We start from the raw sequence: 16,514 nt of genomic DNA, 5'->3' as shown, positions 1-16,514 counted from the left end.
CAAGCGCAGCGGCCCACGCAGCGGTGCTCCACGTGACGGTCAGGCCCGTCGCGAAGAAGGCCGCAACCGTCGTCCCGCTCGTGACGACCAACCGCGCTCTGAACCAGCTGTGCAGAACCCGCGCGGTCCAGCGCCGAAGATCATTCACAAGGAGTCGAAAACTGATCGTTTCCCGACACCTGAACAGCTTGATCAATTGCCAGGCCGTCCTCGCGGCGAGAAACCAGCGTTGCTGACCCGCAACCGCTGATTTGACGCTGCAATAAAAAATGCCCCGGATCGTGAGATCCGGGGCATTTTTTTGATGCTGGGAAAAGCTTTTGTAGGAGCTGGCGAAGCCTGCGATCTCTTGATCTTAAAAGATCGCAGCCTGCGGCAGCTCCTACAGTCTCAGCATTACTTCGCTTTCACACCTTCAAACGAGATGTACAGCTCGACTGCATCGGACGCTGCGCCGAGGTCTTTCTGCTTGCCGAAGTCCGAACGCTTGATGCTGGTGGTGCCTTCGAAGCCGGCACGGTAGCCGCCCCATGGATCCTTGCCTTCACCCAGGAAAGTGGCCTTGACCACGATCGGCTTGGTGACGCCAAGAAGGGTCAGGTCGCCGGTCACGTCGGCAGTGTCTTTGCCAGCGGCGTTTTTGCCGGTGGATTTGACGCTGGTAGAAACAAACTTGGCTTTAGACCCGTCCAGGAAGTCTTTGCTGGCGATGTGCTTGTCGCGCTCGGCATGGTTGGTGAATACGCTGGCGGTATTCACATTGAATTCGATCTTGCTGTCTTCAGGCTTGGCAGCATCGAAGCTGAACTTGCCATCGATATCCTTGAAGGTACCGGTGATGTAGCTGTAACCCAGGTGGCTGATCTTGAAGTCAACGAAGGCGTGCTGGCCTTCTTTGTCGACAGTGTAGTCAGCCGCCATCACGTTAGCGGACAGCAGAGCAGAACCAATTGCCAGAGCGGCGAGAGTCTTTTTCAACATGCTTTCTATTCCTTTGGAGTCGAGGTTGAACTTCAAGCTTTGCGGCCCAGCATTCGCGTCAGGGTCGCATCACGGTCGATAAAGTGGTGTTTCAATGCTGCCAACGCATGGAGGCCGGAAAAAATTACCAGCGCCCATGCCAGGTAGAAGTGAATGACACCGGCGGTATCCGCCTGGTCCGGTAGCCCGGAAATCAGTGCAGGCACTTCGAACAAGCCAAACACCGGAATACCGACACCGTCTGCGGTGGAAATCAGGTAACCGGCAATCATCACAGCAAACAAGGCAAGGTAGAGGAACGAATGCCCGAGCTTGGCGCCAAGGCGCGTCACTCGGCTATAGCTTTCCAATGTCGGTGGCGGCGGGCTGATAAAACGCCACACCACCCGCACCAGCATCACGGCAAACAACACCAGGCCTATGCTTTTGTGCAGGTCCGGCGCGTCTTTGCGCCAGGTGCTGTAGTAGTCGAGACCGACCATCCACAAGCCCAACGCGAACAATCCAAAGACTGCCAGCGCCACACCCCAGTGCATGAAGACGCTGACCCAACCGTAGCGCGAGGAAGAATTACGTAGTTGCATTGCCCAAATCCCGTGAGAACTGCGACCAAGACTATCGAGTTATCTATCGAATTAAAGCGGAAAATTTCGCTTTGAAATATCGAGAAATACGATGAAGAGTCTGAAATAGCTTAGTTAAGGAAAGATTAAAGGCCAAAGTGTGGCGGGATGTTTGGTGGCGAGCAGGGAAATGTATGTCGACAGCAGGGCCGGATACCAATGGCAAACGTCCCCTGTAGGAGTGAGCCTGCTCGCGATAGCCATCTATCAGGCAAAAAAAAGCGCGGCCCTTAAGCCGCGCTTTTTTTCACTCCAAAACCTTACTGCGCTTTGGTATCTGTCGCTGCCGGAGTCGTCGCAGCGGGTTTGGCTGCTGGCTTCTTCGCCGGTTCAGCCTTCTTCACCGGAGCCTTTTTAGCCTCGGTTTTTGCCACCGGCTTCTTCACCGGTGCCTTCGCAGGCGCCTTTTTAGCAGGCTCGGCTTTTACCGGTGCCGCAGGCTTCGGTGCTTCAACCGGCGCAGGTGCAGGGGTCGGCGCAGGCGTTGGAGCCACTGGAGCGACCGGCGCTGGAGCCTTGGCCGGCTCCGGCTTCTTGTCATCATCCGAGCCGCCAAACAGGTTGGTGAAGAAGTTACCCTTCTTCGCTGCCACTGCACCTGCCGCTACAGCAGCCGCTGCCGGGACAACCTTCGCCGGTTCAAACGATTTGCCAGCGGCCAGGTCTTCAACCTGACTCGCCGCGCGCTGACCGGTGCGCAATGCGCCTTCCAGCGTGCCCGGGTACAAGGTGTCGGTGTGTTCGCCAGCGAACGCTACGCGCTGCAACGGACGCTCCCACAGGCGCCAGTACTTGCTGATCTGCCCTGGGCCGAAGGCCAGGTAAGCACCGCCCATCGACGGGTCGGTGCTGTAGCGGCGGATTTCATAACCGGTGAACGAACCACGGGCCTGTGGATAAAACGCGTGCAGACGGATCAGCACCTGATCGACCATCTGCTTGTCGCCGAAAGCCTGCATCACGCGGGCGTTATCGCCGGACAGGTTGATCACCACATTGGCGCCACCCTTCAGCGCTGGCTCAATCCACAGCATGCCCAGACCGGTATTGCTGTAGATCTCGCCGGACATGCGCGCCTTGGGTTCCCACACCGGCGTCTTGAATTTCAGCATGATCTGGTCGCGCCAGCCGTAGTTGGTGCCCTTGATCGCGCCCATGTGCTGGGCATCCAGCGACGGGATCATCGAAATCTTGGCCAGTGCGCGCAAGGGCACCGCCACGATCACGTAGTCCGCCTGATAGCCAACGCTGCCGACCTTGACGGTCACGCCGTCCTTGTCCTGGGTAATGGACGAGACCGGGGAACTGGTCTTGATCGTTTTCAGCTGTTTGACGAACGCCTGAGCCAGCACCGGGCTACCGCCGAGCAGGCGCGACGCACGCAGGTCACGGTCAGACACCCCCAGGTAAACGCGGCTCTGCTGTGCGAAGTACAGCAGCGACAGACGCGAAGGTTCGTCATAACGGGTGCGAATTTGCTGGTTGATCAGCTGACGGGCCGTGGCAGGCAGCGTCAGACGGTCGAGCCAGTTGGATACGTTGATCTGATCCAGCGCGTGCAGCGTGTTGTTCGCAGCAGGGTTCTGTGGATCTTCGATCGAGCGCGCCAGATCATCCACGGTTTTTTCGTAGCGCTTGAGCGCTTGGGCAGTGGTCGGATCCTTGGTTGCCAGATCAGCGGCGGAGTAATACACGCCGTCGATCAGATAGCTTGGCGTACGTACGAATTCCGGCGCTGGCGTGGTGCTCAGCTTGAAGTTCGACACGTACTTGTTCAACACCGGCTGAGTCTTGTCGTTACCGATCCACTCGCTGGTGGCCATGCCGGAACGCCCGCCCAGGCTCGGCTTGGCTTCCAGAAGGGTTACTTGCCAACCCTTGTTTTGCAGTTCGTAAGCAGCCGTCAGGCCCGACAGGCCCCCGCCGATCACGATCGCCGTTTTATCCTTGGCCAGCGCAGACACGCTGAACAGCCCCAACATCACCAGCGCACAGGCGCGCAGCCAACCAGCAGACATTCAGAGAACTCCGGAAATACACAAGGAAACAGTTTTTTCGAGTCAGACGACTCAAGGAACGGCGAAGAATACGTCAGCCATCAAATGGCCGCCAGCGACGTCTATCGCCCTATACAAAGTAGCTCAATTGACACAATGGGTTGTTCCGATGCCGCGCATTGCATAGGCTTGCGCGATTGTATTTCCGCGCATGTCGCAGGAAGCCTCGAGGAGACTGAACATGGGCCTGAATAATCAGTGGATGCAGCGCGATCTCGCCGTGTTGTGGCATCCCTGCACCCAGATGAAAGACCACGAACAACTGCCGCTGATCCCGATCAAGCGCGGTGAAGGCGTGTGGCTTGAAGACTTCGAAGGTAAACGCTACCTCGACGCCGTCAGTTCCTGGTGGGTCAATGTGTTCGGCCATGCCAACCCACGGATCAATCAACGCATCAAGGATCAGGTCGATCAGCTGGAGCACGTGATCCTCGCCGGTTTCAGCCACCAGCCAGTGATCGAGTTGTCCGAGCGCCTGGTGAAGATGACGCCGGAAGGCCTGACCCGATGCTTCTACGCCGATAACGGTTCGTCCTGCATCGAAGTTGCGCTGAAGATGAGCTTTCACTACTGGCTCAATCGCGGCCAGCCGAACAAAAAGCGCTTCGTCACCCTGACCAACAGCTACCACGGCGAAACCATGGCGGCGATGTCGGTGGGCGACGTGCCGCTGTTCACGGAAACCTACAAGGCGTTGTTGCTCGACACCATCAAGGTGCCAAGCCCCGATTGCTACCTGCGCCCGGAAGGCATGAGCTGGGAAGAGCACTCGCGCAACATGTTTGCCGCCATGGAACAGACCCTCGCGGACAACCACGACACCGTCGCTGCCGTGATCGTCGAGCCGTTGATCCAGGGCGCTGGCGGCATGCGCATGTACCACCCGGTGTACCTCAAGCTGCTGCGGGAAGCCTGCGACCGTTATGGCGTGCACCTGATCCACGACGAAATCGCCGTCGGCTTTGGCCGCACCGGCACCATGTTCGCGTGTGAACAGGCCGGCATCCGTCCGGATTTCCTGTGCCTGTCCAAAGCCCTGACCGGTGGCTACCTGCCACTGGCCGCGTGCGTGACCACCGAAGACGTCTACAGCGCTTTCTACGACGACTACCCGACGCTGCGCGCATTCCTGCACTCCCACAGCTACACCGGCAATCCCCTGGCATGCGCCGCGGCATTGGCGACGCTGGATATTTTCGAAGAAGACAACGTCATCGAAAACAACAAGGCGCTGGCGCAGCGCATGGCTTCCTCCACCGCGCACCTGGTCGATCACCCCAATGTCTCGGAAGTGCGCCAGACCGGCATGGTGCTGGCCATCGAGATGGTCAAGGACAAGGCCACCAAGGAAGCTTATCCATGGCAGGAACGCCGCGGCTTGAAGGTGTTCCAGCATGCACTGGAGCGTGGCGCCCTGTTGCGTCCGTTGGGCAGCGTGGTGTATTTCCTGCCGCCGTATGTCATTACGCCAGAGCAGATCGACTTCCTGGCCGAAGTGGCCAGCGAAGGCATCGATATCGCAACGCGTGACAGCGTCAGCGTGTCGGTGCCGAAAGACTTTCATCCGGGTTTCCGTGATCCGGGCTAGAAGTCACGCCCCCCCCTGTGGCGAGGGAGCTTGCTCCCGCTGGGCTGCGAAGCGGCCCCCCCTCTCTATCTGAAAAGAAGGGGACTGCTGCGCAGTCCAGCGGGAGTAAACTCCCTCGCCACAAAAACCAGCCACATTTGCGACTTGATCCAACTTACTGATTCAGTAGAGACCCAGCATGAGACTGTCCCGCTTCTTTATCGACGCCCCCCTGAGCATCGGCGAACACGAATTGCCTGAGGCCCAGGCGCACTACATCAGCCGTGTGCTGCGCATGGCCGAAGGCGATGCGTTGCAGCTGTTCGACGGCTCGGGCGACGAGTTTCGCGCTCGGCTGGTCGACGTCGGCAAGAAGCGCGTCGTGGTGCAGATCGATGAAAGCTTTCCTGGTCAGGTCGAGTCGCCGCTGCAGATCCATCTCGGCCAGGGTCTGTCCCGTGGCGAGCGGATGGACTGGGCGATTCAGAAAGCCACCGAACTGGGCGTGACCGAAATCACCCCGATCTTCAGCGACCGCTGTGAAGTCCGATTAAAAGATGAACGCGCCGACAAACGCCTGATGCACTGGCGCCAGGTAGCGATCAGCGCCTGCGAGCAATGTGGGCGTTCGCGGGTGCCGGTGATTCATCCCCCGCTACTGCTGGCCGATTGGTTGAAGCAGACGCAAGCCGAGCTGAAACTGGTGCTGCACCCGGTGGCCGAGCCGCTGGTCAGTCATGCGAAACCGGCTACCCTCGCGTTTCTGATCGGGCCCGAGGGTGGGTTGTCGGATGCTGAGGTTGATCAGGCCAAAGATGCAGGCTTCCATGCTGCGCGTCTTGGTCCGCGGGTGTTGCGAACCGAGACCGCGCCGGTTGTGGCGCTGGCGGTGGCGCAGCAGCTGTGGGGTGATTTCTAGATCAAAAGATCGCAGCCTGCGGCAGCTCCTACATGGGAACGCATTACACCTGTAGATACCGTCTTGAATCTCACTGAGCAAGCGCAAGTTTCGGGTCATATGGTTGGCCCGACTTGAGCACGCCGTAAACGAAATGCAGCAGTTTGCGCATCGCGGCACAGATGATCTGCTTGGGGGCCTTGACGTTGGCCTTCAAGCGATCCTTCATGTCCATGATCGCCTTGTTATGCTTCAGTGCGACTAATCCGGGCATGTAAAGGCCTGCCCGCACGCGTGCGGAGCCAATCTTCGAGATCACGGTGCGGCCTTTGAGCAGCCCCGAGTCCTGCAGCTTGGGGTTCAACCCGGCAGCTGCGACCAGTTGGCGAGGATTGGCATATTTGCGCAAGTCACCCAGCTCGGCCAGCAGCCGCTCAAGTGTTTTCTGCCCGATACCGTCGATGGTCACGATCAAGTCGCGCATCTGGCGCATGTCCGGGTCATCATCGATGTGTTTTTTGATCGCCTTATGCGTTTCAGCGATCTCTTTTTCGATGTGACGTAGCACGGAATTGATCGAATTTTTGACCTTCTCATCAGACACATCGAGACGGTTGAGCTCCATTTGCTCCATTTCCTGAAGGTCATCCAGGCGGCGCACCATGGCTTTCAACTGGCGATACTTCAGCGGCTCCGGTGCCCAGAGCTGCAGCTTTTCATGTTTTTCTTTGGCGAAGTCGGCAATCAGCTTTGCATCGCTTTTATCGGTTTTGATCCGACGTAATTCGCTTTTTGCATACGCATTGGTCGTGGCTGGATTGACCACGCAAACCCTGTAGCCCTTGTTGTAGACGAACTCAGCGAGCTCCAAGTGATAGACGCTGGTGGCTTCCATCACGATCAGGGCAGAAGGCTCGACTTGCTTATGTAACCAGGCTTCAAACTCTTTGAAACCCTTGGTTTCGTTAGCCAGTTTGGCCTTGGTTTTGTGCTTGCCGTTTGGCGAATGTGTAGCGATATCAAAGGTGTTTTTTGCGACATCGACGCCGACGAAACTGGACATTACCGTCTCCCCAATTAGATCAATTTCGATCATCACTGCACTCTGTCCAACCTTGTGAATGCGGGCTCTCGCCAGAGACGGGCCCAAGATACCGTTCGAACTGTACGAGTGAGTGTGGAGGGTTGGAGCACAATCTACGTCACAGGCAAGAAGCCTAAGGAGCTGCACGGCTTCCAGATCCCTCCCTCGATGATCAGTCGAGAACTATCGCTCCTGATGGAGCGATAGTCGAGATACAAGGAGCTGCCGCAGGCTGCGATCTTTTGATCTTTCCTTCAAAGGACATAAAAGAATATCGCCACAAAATGCAGCAAACTCCCGGCGATCACGAACAGATGCCAGATCCCGTGGGCATGGCGCAGGCGATGATCGAGGGCAAAAAAGACAATGCCCACGGTGTACAGAATCCCCCCCGCTGCCAACCAGGCAAACCCGACGCCACCCAGCGCCGCCATCAGCGGCTTGACCGCCACCAGCACAATCCAGCCCATCACCGCATAAATCACGATCGACAGAACGCGCGCTTCGGATCGCGGCTTGATCTCTTGCAGGATGCCGATCAGCGCCAGCCCCCAGACAATCCCGAACAACGTCCAGCCCCATGGCCCGCGCAGGGTCACCAGGCAGAACGGCGTGTAGCTGCCGGCAATCAAAAGATAGATCGAAAAGTGATCAACCTTCTGCATGATCGCTTTCTTGCGCCCGCGCACGCTGTGGTAAACCGTCGAGGCGCTGTACAGCACCAGCAACGTAAACCCGTAGATCGCCACACTGACAATCTTCCACGGACTGCCGTCCAGGCTGGCAATGACCAGCATCCACACCACACCGACAAATGCCGCAACCGCCCCGACCAGATGCGTCCAGGCGTTCAATTTTTCCCCGTGATACATGTATTGCACACCTCTTAATTCGTCACAGCATTGAGCAAGGCTCAGGCCTTGAGGCTAAAAGCGCAATGTTTCAAAAAACAAATCCCTCGTATGCGTGCACAATCGAGCCATTCGAATAAGAGTCCCCATCATGCTGATCGACGAAGAGTTGACCCTGAAAAAACTCGAGGTGTTCCTGGCCTTTATGCGTACCGGCAACCTGGCGCGAGCCGCTGCCGAGTTGCAGACCAGTAACGTCAGCGTGCACCGCGCCATCCATTCCCTTGAAAGCGCCCTGCGTTGCCCGTTGTTCAAGCACGAAGGCCGCAATCTCACGCCACTTGAGAGCGCTTATGTGCTGGAAGAGCGGGCGCAGAAACTCATTCAGGACGTCGTGGAAAGCGTGCGCCTCACCCGCGAGGCCGCCGGTTTCTCTGCCGAGCGTTTCAAGCTGGGCTCACTGTATTCGCTGACGGTGAAGACCGTGCCCCAGCTGATCATGGGCCTGAAAATTCGCCGCAGCGAACTCAACATCGATCTGATTCTGGGCTCCAATTTCGACTTGCTGTACAAGCTCAAGAACATGGAAGTCGACGCGATTCTGGTGTCCCTGGACGACAGCATCAACGACCCGGACTGCGAGCACATTCCGCTGTTTTCCGACGATATCTTCCTGGCCACGCCGGCCGATTCGAAGTTTGCCAACAGGACTGAAGTCGACCTTGCCGAAGTGCGGGATGAAACCTTCATCACCCTGACCCAAGGCTTCGCCACCCATCAGGACGGCAAGCGGGTTTTCGAGCAGGCGGGGTTCGAGCCGAAGGTGGCGATGCAGGTCAACGACATCTTTACCCTGCTGAGCATGGTCAGCTCCGGGGTGGGTTATGCGTTGCTGCCAGGGCGAATTGCGGCGGTGTATGAGAACCGGGTGAAGCTGATTCCACTGCAGGAAAAGTACCGGCTGCAGCAGCACATTGGCGTGGTGTTCCTGAAGGCCAAGGAGCGCGATCCGAATTTGCTGGCGTTGCTGGCGGAGTGTCGGATGTATGCCAATCGGCAAGCCTGAAACCGTGTCGCCTGCATCGCGGGCAAGCCACGCTCCCACAGAGTGCGCATATCCCTGTGGGAGCGTGGCTTGCCCGCGATGGCGTCAGCACATTCAACGATGAGCCGATGACCTACCCCATCAACCCGCGCATGATCAGAAACAGTACCGAAGGCCCGAGCAAACACCCCAGCGAGGTATAGAACGCCGCCGTCAGGCAGCCATAGGGCACCAGTTTCGGATCAGTCGCCGCCAACCCACCGGCCACCCCGCTGGACGTGCCCATCAGGCCACCGAAGATCACCGCGCTGCGCGGATTGTTCAGGCCAATCATCGGCGCCACGAACGGCGTCATGACCATCACTAGAATCGCCTTGATCAAACCGGCCGCAATCGACAGCGCCATCACCTCGGAACTCGCGCCGATAGCCGCACCGGTCACCGGGCCGACGATATAGGTCACCGCGCCAGCACCGATAGTGGTCAGGCTCACAGCATCGGTGTAACCGAACGCCATGGCCACCCCGACACCGGCAATGAACGAGGTAGCGACCCCGACAAACAGCGCCAGCACTCCAACAAACCCGGCACGCTTGAGCTCATCGACACTCACGCCAAACGCCGTGGCGACAATGGCGAAGTCACGCAACATCGCGCCACCGAGCAGACCGATCCCGGACAACAACGGAATGTCCACCACACCTTTTTGTCCGCCGGTCAACGCACCGCCTACATACGACAGCAACAGGCCAAGAAGAATGGCGATGGCTGAGCCGTGCAGGCGTCCCTTGGTGAACGTATTGGAAATCCAGTAGGACACCCACATAGTCACGCCAACAATCAAAAAGCCACTGATCATGCCGTAACCGGTAATCACCTTCATCAACGATTCGTACATGGCGATCACCCTACTGTCTTCGGAGGAGTGACCGTAGCCGGCTCTTTATTGCCGATACGCACCAGCACCGGCACCATCGCAAAGGCAATGATCACCGCCACCGTCCCTGCGAGAATCGCCATCGGGCCACCCTTTAGTGCGCCGTACACGTTCTGCTGCGCCGCCATGGCCACGACAATCGGGATGTAGATTGCGCTCCAGAACTCCACGCCCTGTTCGGTCTTGCCTTTGAACCATCCGCTTTTGTTGAGGTAGCTGCCCAGGCCGATCAACAGCAGCATCGCAATCCCGACACCCCCCACATTGGCCGGAATGCCGATTAGCTTGCCGAGCAGTTCACCGATGAAAATTCCCACCAGGGTACAAAAGGCGAGAAACGCCACACCGTAGATAATCATTGTTGTAGTCCTCAAAGTGCATCGTCGAATATTGTTTTTGTTGTTCGAAGCCTGAGTCGCAGATCTAGTGTTGGCGGCTTCCCTCCTCACGCAAAAGCGCTTGCAGGGTATCGAGCCGCGCGCCATCGAAAGCGATGACGGTGCCTTGCTCGAATACCCGACGCGCCAGTCCCGTCAGCACCGCGCCAGGCGGCAGTTCGATCTGCAGACGAACCCCACGTTCGTAGGCGCTTTGCACGGTGCCGCGCCAATCGACGACGCGGCACATGTTGAACGCCAGGTCGTCGCGCAAGGCATCGGTGTTGATGATTGGCCGGGCGCGACTACCGCTCAGGTAGCCCAACACCGGCGTTTTCATCGGCACCTCGGTGAACGCTTGCGCCAGGGTTTTGGCCGGGCCTTCCAGCAACGGGCAGTGCGACGGAACGCTGACCGCGAGGCGTTTGGCCAGGCCTGCACCTTGATCTCTTGCCAGCGCCGCAACCGCTTGCATCGCGTCATCGCTGCCAGCAATGACCACCTGGTTATCGGCGTTGATGTTGGCCAGGTAGACCGGTGCGTCGACACCGTGAACCTGCGCCAGCAAACCTTCTACCGTGGCCAGATCAAGGCCGATGATCGCAGTCATCCCGTAGCCCCGTGGATAAGCCTGCTGCATCAGCTCACCGCGCAGGCTGACCAGATGCAGCGCATCACTGAAGCTCAAGGCACCAGCCACCACGGCGGCGGGATAAGCGCCAATGGATAAGCCGGCCACGTAATCCGCTGTCATTGCTAACTGACGCGAAGCCGCCACGCCGGCGATCAGCAGGCACAGCTGCACAGACCTCGTCGACTTCAAAGCGTCGGCGTCATCCAGCAGCAAAACATCTTCACCCAGCGCTTCGCTCGCCTCGCGAACCGTCTCGTGGGGTAAACGATGGAGCATGCCCGGCTGCTGCGCGCCTTGTCCCGGGAACACCAGCAAACTGCTCACGCTGCCTGCTCCTGTGGGTTCCAGGGATCGTCGACCAGGCAGGCACCGATAGCACTTTTGAGCAGGACTTTTCGCGTAGAACCGGCCCACTCGCGCAATGCGACGGCGCCGAAAGGCGTCTGCAACTGCATGTCCACCGGGCATAACGCAGCGTCCAGCAGGTTCACCAGTTCCTGGGCTTGCGACCGACACACTGGTTGCGGCGTACGCAGGATCAAGTCGAGGTCACTCTGCGGGTGCAATGCCTCAATACCGCTGGCCAGCTCGAACCCGGCACTGCCACTGACACCCCAGACCCAACCGCAGTCGTCAAGCATCGGTCGCAGTTGATCGAGGGCGCGTACTGCCGGCAGATCCCGTTCGATCAAGACGTGACACAGCGCTTCCGGCTTGACGCGTCGCTGAATCCCGTCGACCCGCATGACCGTTGCAAAGCGCTGTTCACGCAAACGCCCACGCACCCCGACCGGGATTTCGCCCGCCGCGCACAACGCCCGTCGAACCACCACTGGCTGCCCTGCGTCGATCGAATCGATCACCCACGCAGGCGTGTCCGCCGGCAACTGCTCCGGGGTCATTCCCCAGAGCAGGTCATGGGCCAGAATCGCGTTCACCACTGTGCTCTCAACAGTTGGCGAACCTGGCTCGAGGCGGCACGATTGCTCGCGCCCAAACGGCTGCTCAGGTCGCGACCGCTGACAGCGACATCAGCAATCGCCTGGCTCAGGCATTCAGTCACGCGGCTCAGATCAGCAGCGGTGGGTTGTTCGATGCGCTCCACCGACAAGGTTTCCCAGAGCAATCCAAGGCTGGCATAGCTGTCGATGTCATAGGCCATCGGCGGCACACTGGCGGCCAGGGCTTCAAGTTCTTCGACGCTGCGCAACGTCACGCGCGCGGCCGATGCCTTGCCCATGGCATGCACCATCACCCCCGGATCCCGCAGCGCGATCAGCCGGTTGGCCTGGTAACCATGAGCCAGAAACGCACCCGACATCGCCTTGCCCACCAACAACCCGATCACCGCGTGACCAGCCAATCGAGCGCGGGCGTAACTGTCTGCCGCACCCGCCAGCGCCTGGTGAATGCCGAGCGCTTCTTCGCGTCGGCCGTAGGCCTGACTGGGCACATCGACAATAGCGATCACCGCGCGTTTGTGCGGTGTGTCCTGATCGGCTGCGATGACTTCATCCACAGCCTTGGCCAGCCCCCACCCTTCCAGCAGGCCGACTTCGCCATTGCGAGCGCGCACAAAACGGTTGTCGGGATCGGCCACAACGGCAATGAACCGAACAGTTTGATCACCCATTACGCCATCAGCGACCTTTAGCGAGGGCGGCAAACCTTCAACCGATTTTGCGCCGGCACTCAAGGCCTCGAACCAGTTCAAGCCTCGCACTGAATAGGAACTCATGAGCGCTCTCCTTGATACAGATCGCGAACCGTCGCCGGCTCGATTTGCGGTACGGCGTCCAGACGGGCCAGGCGTTGCAGATACAGTTCGGCCTGATGGCTGCGCGGTTGTGCCGGCAACCCTTGCTTGAGCAACTGACTGACGTGTTGCTGGATCTGCACGACGTCGTCGGCGACGTAGCGGTCTACCAGACCGCTGGCGAAACGCTGCTCGCCGCCGGTCAGGCTCCAGATGAAAGGACGATCACGTGAGTCGTATTCCTCAAGTCCCGCTTCCTGTTCGATCACTTGCGGACCGTTCAAGCCAAGCCGTGCTTCGCGCGTCACCACCAGATAGCTGCAGAGCCCGGCGGCAATCGACATCCCGCCAAAGCACCCGACGCTGCCCGCCACGACGCCGACGACAGGCTGGTACTGCTGAAGATCGACAATGGCCGCGTGAATATCGGCAATCGCGGCCAGACCGAGGTTGGCTTCCTGTAACCGCACGCCCCCGGTTTCCAGCAGCAATACGGCACGGGTCGGCGTGCCCTTGCGGTTGTCTTCGGCCGCCAGTTCCAGCGCACCGGCAATCTTGGCCCCGCCGACTTCCCCCAGGCTGCCGCCCTGGAATGCGCCTTCGATAGCGGCGATGACCACGGGTAATCCGCCGAGGCTGCCCTTGGCGATAACCACACCGTCATCGGCTTGTGGCACCACGCCCTGGCGCGATAACCACGGCGACATGACGCGTTGGAAGGGGTCGAGCAGTTCGCGAAAAGTGCCGGCATCGAGCAAGGCTTTCGCCCGTTGTCGCGCGCCGAGTTCGACGAAGCTGTGTTTGTGGGCAAGCGCTGCGTTGTCAGTCATGGCCGATCTCCTCAAAGCCCTGTTCCAGACGCAGACGCACCACGCCCGGGGTCGCGCCGAAATCGTGGATATCGATGTCCATCGCCGGGGGTGTCTGGCCTTCGAACATGCGCGCAAACAGATGCTGCCAGCGCTGCTCACTACCGTTGACCGAGGTCTGAACCTGGATCTTCAACTTGCCCGCCTGACCGGGCTCGATCAGCACTTCCAGATCGCCCGAGCCGACACAGCCCACCAGCGTGCGGCCACGAGGTGGCTGACCGGCGGGGAATTCAAAAGATAAGGTTTCCATCAGGACGCTCCCTGGATAATGCCGGCGCCGGACTCGATGCGATCGAGGAACAGGCAGGCGGCGAGCAGGTCTGCGGCACCGCCGGGCGAGGCATTCAATGCGATAAGTTGTTGGTCGAGTTCATGCAAATGACGGCGACCGGCGAGGCTGGCGCTGCCACCTTTGTCGAGCACCGCTTGGGCGCCAGCCTGCATGGCGTGCAAACCCTGCTCACCGGCGCGGTACAGCACGCAGGTATCGGACAGTTGAGTCATGATCGCCAGCAACGCATCGAGGCGGGCATTCTGCTCGCCGCCTCCAGCGGCACGACTGCGTTTGAGTTGTGGCAACGCGCGGTGAATCACGGCCGGGAAACCCAGCTGCGCTTCTTCACGGGCACCGCGTGCGCCGTATCGTTGGGCGACCTGGGCGCCATGACTCAGGGGGCGCGGCGCATGTCGGTCATCAAGCAGGGCTAACCGCGCCGCTCGCAGGGCCACGCTATGCGGGCCATTGGCTTGAGGCGCCAAAGCGGCGGCTGTGACCAAAAGACCCAAGGCCCAAATAGCGCCACGATGGGTATTCACACCAGCCGTGGTGGTGAGCATGGCGTGCTCCCCTTCCCGGCCGATACGCCCGACGGCTTCGCGCAGTTGCACATTCACTTCGCCAAGCTCGATGGCCGCTTCAGCCATTTCCTTGAACGCCGGCCACAACGACAGCGCCGAGGCGTGCATCAGTCCGAGGTGCAAATCGGTGTGAGCGCCATTGCCGCGACGGTCGACCAGCGCCGGTTTCGGCGACAGATCCGCTTCATCGATCAGTGCGTCCACCGCAAGGTCCGCCAGCCGTTCGGCCAGGGTTAAAGGTTTGGGTTGCAGATTGAATGCGTGCATTACCAACTCCTGAACTTGGCAGGCGGGTTGTAGAGGCCACCGGACCACTCCACCAGGTCCGCGACGCTTTTCGCCGCCAGCAATTGGCGAGTGGCGTCGGTGCGGCGGATGCCGAGATCCTCGGGCAAGGCGATCAAGCCTTCACGGCGCATGCGAGCGGTGTCTTTGGGGTTGTGGCGCAGCCCGATGGTGGTGACTCCGGCGACGGCGGCGATCATCGCCTGACGCTCTTCGAGCGAGCGCGCCTTGTACAAATAAGCGATGCCTTCTTCGGTCAGCAGGTGCGTGACGTCGTCACCGTAGATCATGATCGGCGCCAACGGCATGCCACTTTTGCGCGCGACTTCCACAGCGTCCAGGGTTTCGACAAAGGTCGGTTTTCCGCCCTCCTGGAAGGTCTCGACCATTTGCACCACGAGTTTTTTACCGCGCTCGAGCAGCGCTTCAGGCGCGTCGTCGTGGCGCATGTCGAGCCACGCCGGTGTGCCATGGCGACGACCGCGCGGGTCGTGGCCCATGTTCGGCGCGCCACCGAAGCCAGCCAGTCGTCCACGCGTCACGGTGGATGAATGCCCGTCGCCATCCACTTGCAAGGTCGCACCGATGAACAGGTCCACGGCGTATTGCCCGGCCAGTTGGCAGAACATCCGGTTGGAGCGCAGGGAACCGTCGCGCCCGGTGAAGAACACGTCTGGCCGGGCGGCAATGTAGTTTTCCATGCCCAGTTCGGTTCCGAAGCAATGCACGCTTTCGACCCAGCCGCTTTCAATCGCCGGTATCAGTGTGGGATGGGGATTGAGGGTCCAGTTGCGGCAGATCTTGCCCTTCAGGCCAAGGGACTCGCCGTAGGTCGGCAGGATCAATTCGATGGCGGCGGTGTTGAATCCGATGCCGTGGTTGAGCGACTGGACATTGTGTTTTTCGTAGATCCCGCGGATTGCCATCATCGCCATCAGCACATGCACAGGCTTGATGTGCCGCGGGTCGCGGGTGAACAGGGGTTCGATATAGAAAGGCTTGTCCGCCACCACCACGAAATCCACCCAGGACGCGGGGATGTCGACACGGGGCAGTTCGCTGACATCGTCCACCAGCTGATTGACCTGGACGATCACGATGCCGTCGCTGAACGCGGCCGGCTCGATCAGCGCCGGGGTGTCTTCGGTGCTAGGGCCGGTGTAGATGTTGCCGGCGCGGTCGGCCATGAAGCCGGCCGAGAGCACGACGTTGGGAATCAGGTCCACCACCAGCCGTGCATAGAGTTCGATGTAGGTGTGGATGGCGCCGATTTCCAGCAGTCCGTCTTCCAGCAACTGGCTGATGCGCAGGCTTTGGGTGCCGGCAAACGAAAAGTCGAGCTTGCGGGCAATGCCGCGTTCGAACAGGTCCAGATGCTCGGAACGACCGACGCTGGGCATGATCATGTGCAAGTCATGCAGCTTCGCGGGATCAGCCTTGGCCAGGGAACGGGAAAGGAAATCCGCCTGCTTCTGGTTGTTGCCCTCGAGCACCACACGGTCGCCCGGCAGGATCAACGCTTCAAGCGCGGCAACGATCTTGTCGGTGGGAAGGACCACACCGTCGGCCAGATCCTTGACCAACTGCAGACGCCGCTGCTTCTCGCTGCGCCGCCGCGTCCATCGCGAGTCGGGGGATATTGTTGTTGTCATGACCACTCCACGGGTTCGCTATCGTGGGGGTCACCTT

General features: G+C 59.7%; 17 protein-coding genes and 1 pseudogene. 4 read left to right on the top strand and 14 right to left on the bottom strand.

Annotated elements, in window-relative coordinates; translation table 11 throughout:
- A pseudogene (locus GBC55_RS18500) lies at positions 1-250 on the top strand (DEAD/DEAH box helicase); the annotation flags it as partial.
- Positions 251-396: 146 nt separating this feature from the next.
- Here GBC55_RS18500 and GBC55_RS18495 read toward each other — a convergent pair.
- From GBC55_RS18495 to GBC55_RS18485, 3 genes are all read right to left on the bottom strand, one after another.
- A complete protein-coding gene (locus tag GBC55_RS18495) occupies positions 397-981 on the bottom strand; it encodes a YceI family protein (protein ID WP_162440877.1) in 585 nt (194 codons plus the stop codon).
- A 32-nt stretch (positions 982-1,013) separates the two neighbouring features.
- On the bottom strand, positions 1,014-1,565 hold the full coding sequence (locus GBC55_RS18490) for a cytochrome b (RefSeq protein WP_162440878.1): 552 nt from the start codon (positions 1,563-1,565) through the stop codon (positions 1,014-1,016).
- 299 nt (positions 1,566-1,864) lie between these two features.
- Positions 1,865-3,622 carry a flavin monoamine oxidase family protein gene (locus tag GBC55_RS18485; RefSeq protein WP_162440879.1) on the bottom strand — a complete coding sequence of 586 codons (1,758 nt, stop codon included), beginning with the start codon at positions 3,620-3,622 and terminating at the stop codon, positions 1,865-1,867.
- A 220-nt stretch (positions 3,623-3,842) separates the two neighbouring features.
- Between GBC55_RS18485 and GBC55_RS18480 the strand changes: the two genes are divergently transcribed.
- A complete protein-coding gene (locus GBC55_RS18480) occupies positions 3,843-5,249 on the top strand; it encodes an adenosylmethionine--8-amino-7-oxononanoate transaminase (RefSeq protein ID WP_162440880.1) in 1,407 nt (468 codons plus the stop codon).
- 178 nt (positions 5,250-5,427) lie between these two features.
- On the top strand, positions 5,428-6,147 hold the full coding sequence (locus GBC55_RS18475) for a 16S rRNA (uracil(1498)-N(3))-methyltransferase (protein ID WP_162440881.1): 720 nt from the start codon (positions 5,428-5,430) through the stop codon (positions 6,145-6,147).
- 70 nt (positions 6,148-6,217) lie between these two features.
- Here the strand turns inward: GBC55_RS18475 and GBC55_RS18470 are convergent, their stop codons facing one another.
- Positions 6,218-7,357 carry an IS110 family transposase gene (locus tag GBC55_RS18470; RefSeq protein WP_247266950.1) on the bottom strand — a complete coding sequence of 380 codons (1,140 nt, stop codon included), beginning with the start codon at positions 7,355-7,357 and terminating at the stop codon, positions 6,218-6,220.
- Between the two features lie 107 nt (positions 7,358-7,464).
- Entirely contained in the window at positions 7,465-8,082 is a 618-nt protein-coding gene (locus GBC55_RS18465) for a hemolysin III family protein (protein ID WP_162440882.1), read from the bottom strand.
- A gap of 130 nt (positions 8,083-8,212) precedes the next feature.
- Between GBC55_RS18465 and GBC55_RS18460 the strand changes: the two genes are divergently transcribed.
- On the top strand, positions 8,213-9,127 hold the full coding sequence (locus GBC55_RS18460; RefSeq protein WP_162440883.1) for a LysR substrate-binding domain-containing protein: 915 nt from the start codon (positions 8,213-8,215) through the stop codon (positions 9,125-9,127).
- Between the two features lie 112 nt (positions 9,128-9,239).
- Here GBC55_RS18460 and madM read toward each other — a convergent pair whose 3' ends face one another.
- From madM to mdcA, 9 genes are all read right to left on the bottom strand, one after another.
- Positions 9,240-10,004 carry a malonate transporter subunit MadM gene (gene madM / locus GBC55_RS18455; RefSeq protein ID WP_162440884.1) on the bottom strand — a complete coding sequence of 255 codons (765 nt, stop codon included), beginning with the start codon at positions 10,002-10,004 and terminating at the stop codon, positions 9,240-9,242.
- Between the two features lie 5 nt (positions 10,005-10,009).
- Positions 10,010-10,402 (bottom strand): malonate transporter subunit MadL, encoded by a 393-nt coding sequence (gene madL / locus GBC55_RS18450; protein WP_162440885.1) that lies wholly within the window; start codon positions 10,400-10,402, stop codon positions 10,010-10,012.
- 64 nt (positions 10,403-10,466) lie between these two features.
- Positions 10,467-11,378: a malonate decarboxylase subunit epsilon gene (mdcH, locus tag GBC55_RS18445; RefSeq protein WP_162440886.1), complete on the bottom strand. Its 912-nt coding sequence runs from the start codon at positions 11,376-11,378 to the stop codon at positions 10,467-10,469.
- Complete coding sequence (locus GBC55_RS18440) at positions 11,375-11,995, bottom strand: malonate decarboxylase holo-ACP synthase (protein WP_162440887.1); 621 nt, start codon at positions 11,993-11,995, stop codon at positions 11,375-11,377. The genes mdcH and GBC55_RS18440 overlap by 4 nt, the downstream gene beginning before the upstream one ends.
- Positions 11,989-12,792 carry a biotin-independent malonate decarboxylase subunit gamma gene (gene mdcE, locus GBC55_RS18435; RefSeq protein ID WP_162440888.1) on the bottom strand — a complete coding sequence of 268 codons (804 nt, stop codon included), beginning with the start codon at positions 12,790-12,792 and terminating at the stop codon, positions 11,989-11,991. The genes GBC55_RS18440 and mdcE overlap by 7 nt, the downstream gene beginning before the upstream one ends.
- Positions 12,789-13,640: a biotin-independent malonate decarboxylase subunit beta gene (locus GBC55_RS18430; protein ID WP_162440889.1), complete on the bottom strand. Its 852-nt coding sequence runs from the start codon at positions 13,638-13,640 to the stop codon at positions 12,789-12,791. The genes mdcE and GBC55_RS18430 overlap by 4 nt, the downstream gene beginning before the upstream one ends.
- On the bottom strand, positions 13,633-13,932 hold the full coding sequence (locus tag GBC55_RS18425; protein WP_162440890.1) for a malonate decarboxylase subunit delta: 300 nt from the start codon (positions 13,930-13,932) through the stop codon (positions 13,633-13,635). The genes GBC55_RS18430 and GBC55_RS18425 overlap by 8 nt, the downstream gene beginning before the upstream one ends.
- Positions 13,932-14,807, bottom strand: coding sequence for a triphosphoribosyl-dephospho-CoA synthase (locus GBC55_RS18420; RefSeq protein ID WP_162440891.1), 876 nt, complete (start codon positions 14,805-14,807; stop codon positions 13,932-13,934). Before GBC55_RS18420 ends, GBC55_RS18425 begins: the two co-directional genes overlap by 1 nt.
- Positions 14,807-16,477: a malonate decarboxylase subunit alpha gene (mdcA, locus tag GBC55_RS18415; protein ID WP_247266949.1), complete on the bottom strand. Its 1,671-nt coding sequence runs from the start codon at positions 16,475-16,477 to the stop codon at positions 14,807-14,809. Before mdcA ends, GBC55_RS18420 begins: the two co-directional genes overlap by 1 nt.
- Positions 16,478-16,514: the final 37 nt, after the last annotated feature.

Origin of the sequence: Pseudomonas sp. TNT3 (assembly GCF_010095445.2) — a bacterium.
Classification (GTDB): Bacteria; Pseudomonadota; Gammaproteobacteria; order Pseudomonadales; family Pseudomonadaceae; genus Aquipseudomonas.
Note: the sequence above shows the minus strand (reverse complement) of the source record. Positions and strands in the feature narration are given on the sequence as shown.

Coding starts and splice junctions, on each gene's coding strand:
- GBC55_RS18465 (WP_162440882.1), bottom strand. CDS start 8,082: ATGTATCACGGGGAAAAATTGAACGCCTGGACGCATCTGGTCGGGGCG.
- madM (WP_162440884.1), bottom strand. CDS start 10,004: ATGTACGAATCGTTGATGAAGGTGATTACCGGTTACGGCATGATCAGT.
- madL (WP_162440885.1), bottom strand. CDS start 10,402: ATGATTATCTACGGTGTGGCGTTTCTCGCCTTTTGTACCCTGGTGGGA.
- GBC55_RS18420 (WP_162440891.1), bottom strand. CDS start 14,807: ATGCACGCATTCAATCTGCAACCCAAACCTTTAACCCTGGCCGAACGG.
- GBC55_RS18475 (WP_162440881.1), top strand. CDS start 5,428: ATGAGACTGTCCCGCTTCTTTATCGACGCCCCCCTGAGCATCGGCGAA.
- mdcE (WP_162440888.1), bottom strand. CDS start 12,792: ATGAGTTCCTATTCAGTGCGAGGCTTGAACTGGTTCGAGGCCTTGAGT.
- mdcA (WP_247266949.1), bottom strand. CDS start 16,477: ATGACAACAACAATATCCCCCGACTCGCGATGGACGCGGCGGCGCAGC.
- GBC55_RS18430 (WP_162440889.1), bottom strand. CDS start 13,640: ATGACTGACAACGCAGCGCTTGCCCACAAACACAGCTTCGTCGAACTC.
- GBC55_RS18460 (WP_162440883.1), top strand. CDS start 8,213: ATGCTGATCGACGAAGAGTTGACCCTGAAAAAACTCGAGGTGTTCCTG.
- GBC55_RS18480 (WP_162440880.1), top strand. CDS start 3,843: ATGGGCCTGAATAATCAGTGGATGCAGCGCGATCTCGCCGTGTTGTGG.
- GBC55_RS18485 (WP_162440879.1), bottom strand. CDS start 3,622: ATGTCTGCTGGTTGGCTGCGCGCCTGTGCGCTGGTGATGTTGGGGCTG.
- GBC55_RS18490 (WP_162440878.1), bottom strand. CDS start 1,565: ATGCAACTACGTAATTCTTCCTCGCGCTACGGTTGGGTCAGCGTCTTC.
- GBC55_RS18425 (WP_162440890.1), bottom strand. CDS start 13,932: ATGGAAACCTTATCTTTTGAATTCCCCGCCGGTCAGCCACCTCGTGGC.
- GBC55_RS18495 (WP_162440877.1), bottom strand. CDS start 981: ATGTTGAAAAAGACTCTCGCCGCTCTGGCAATTGGTTCTGCTCTGCTG.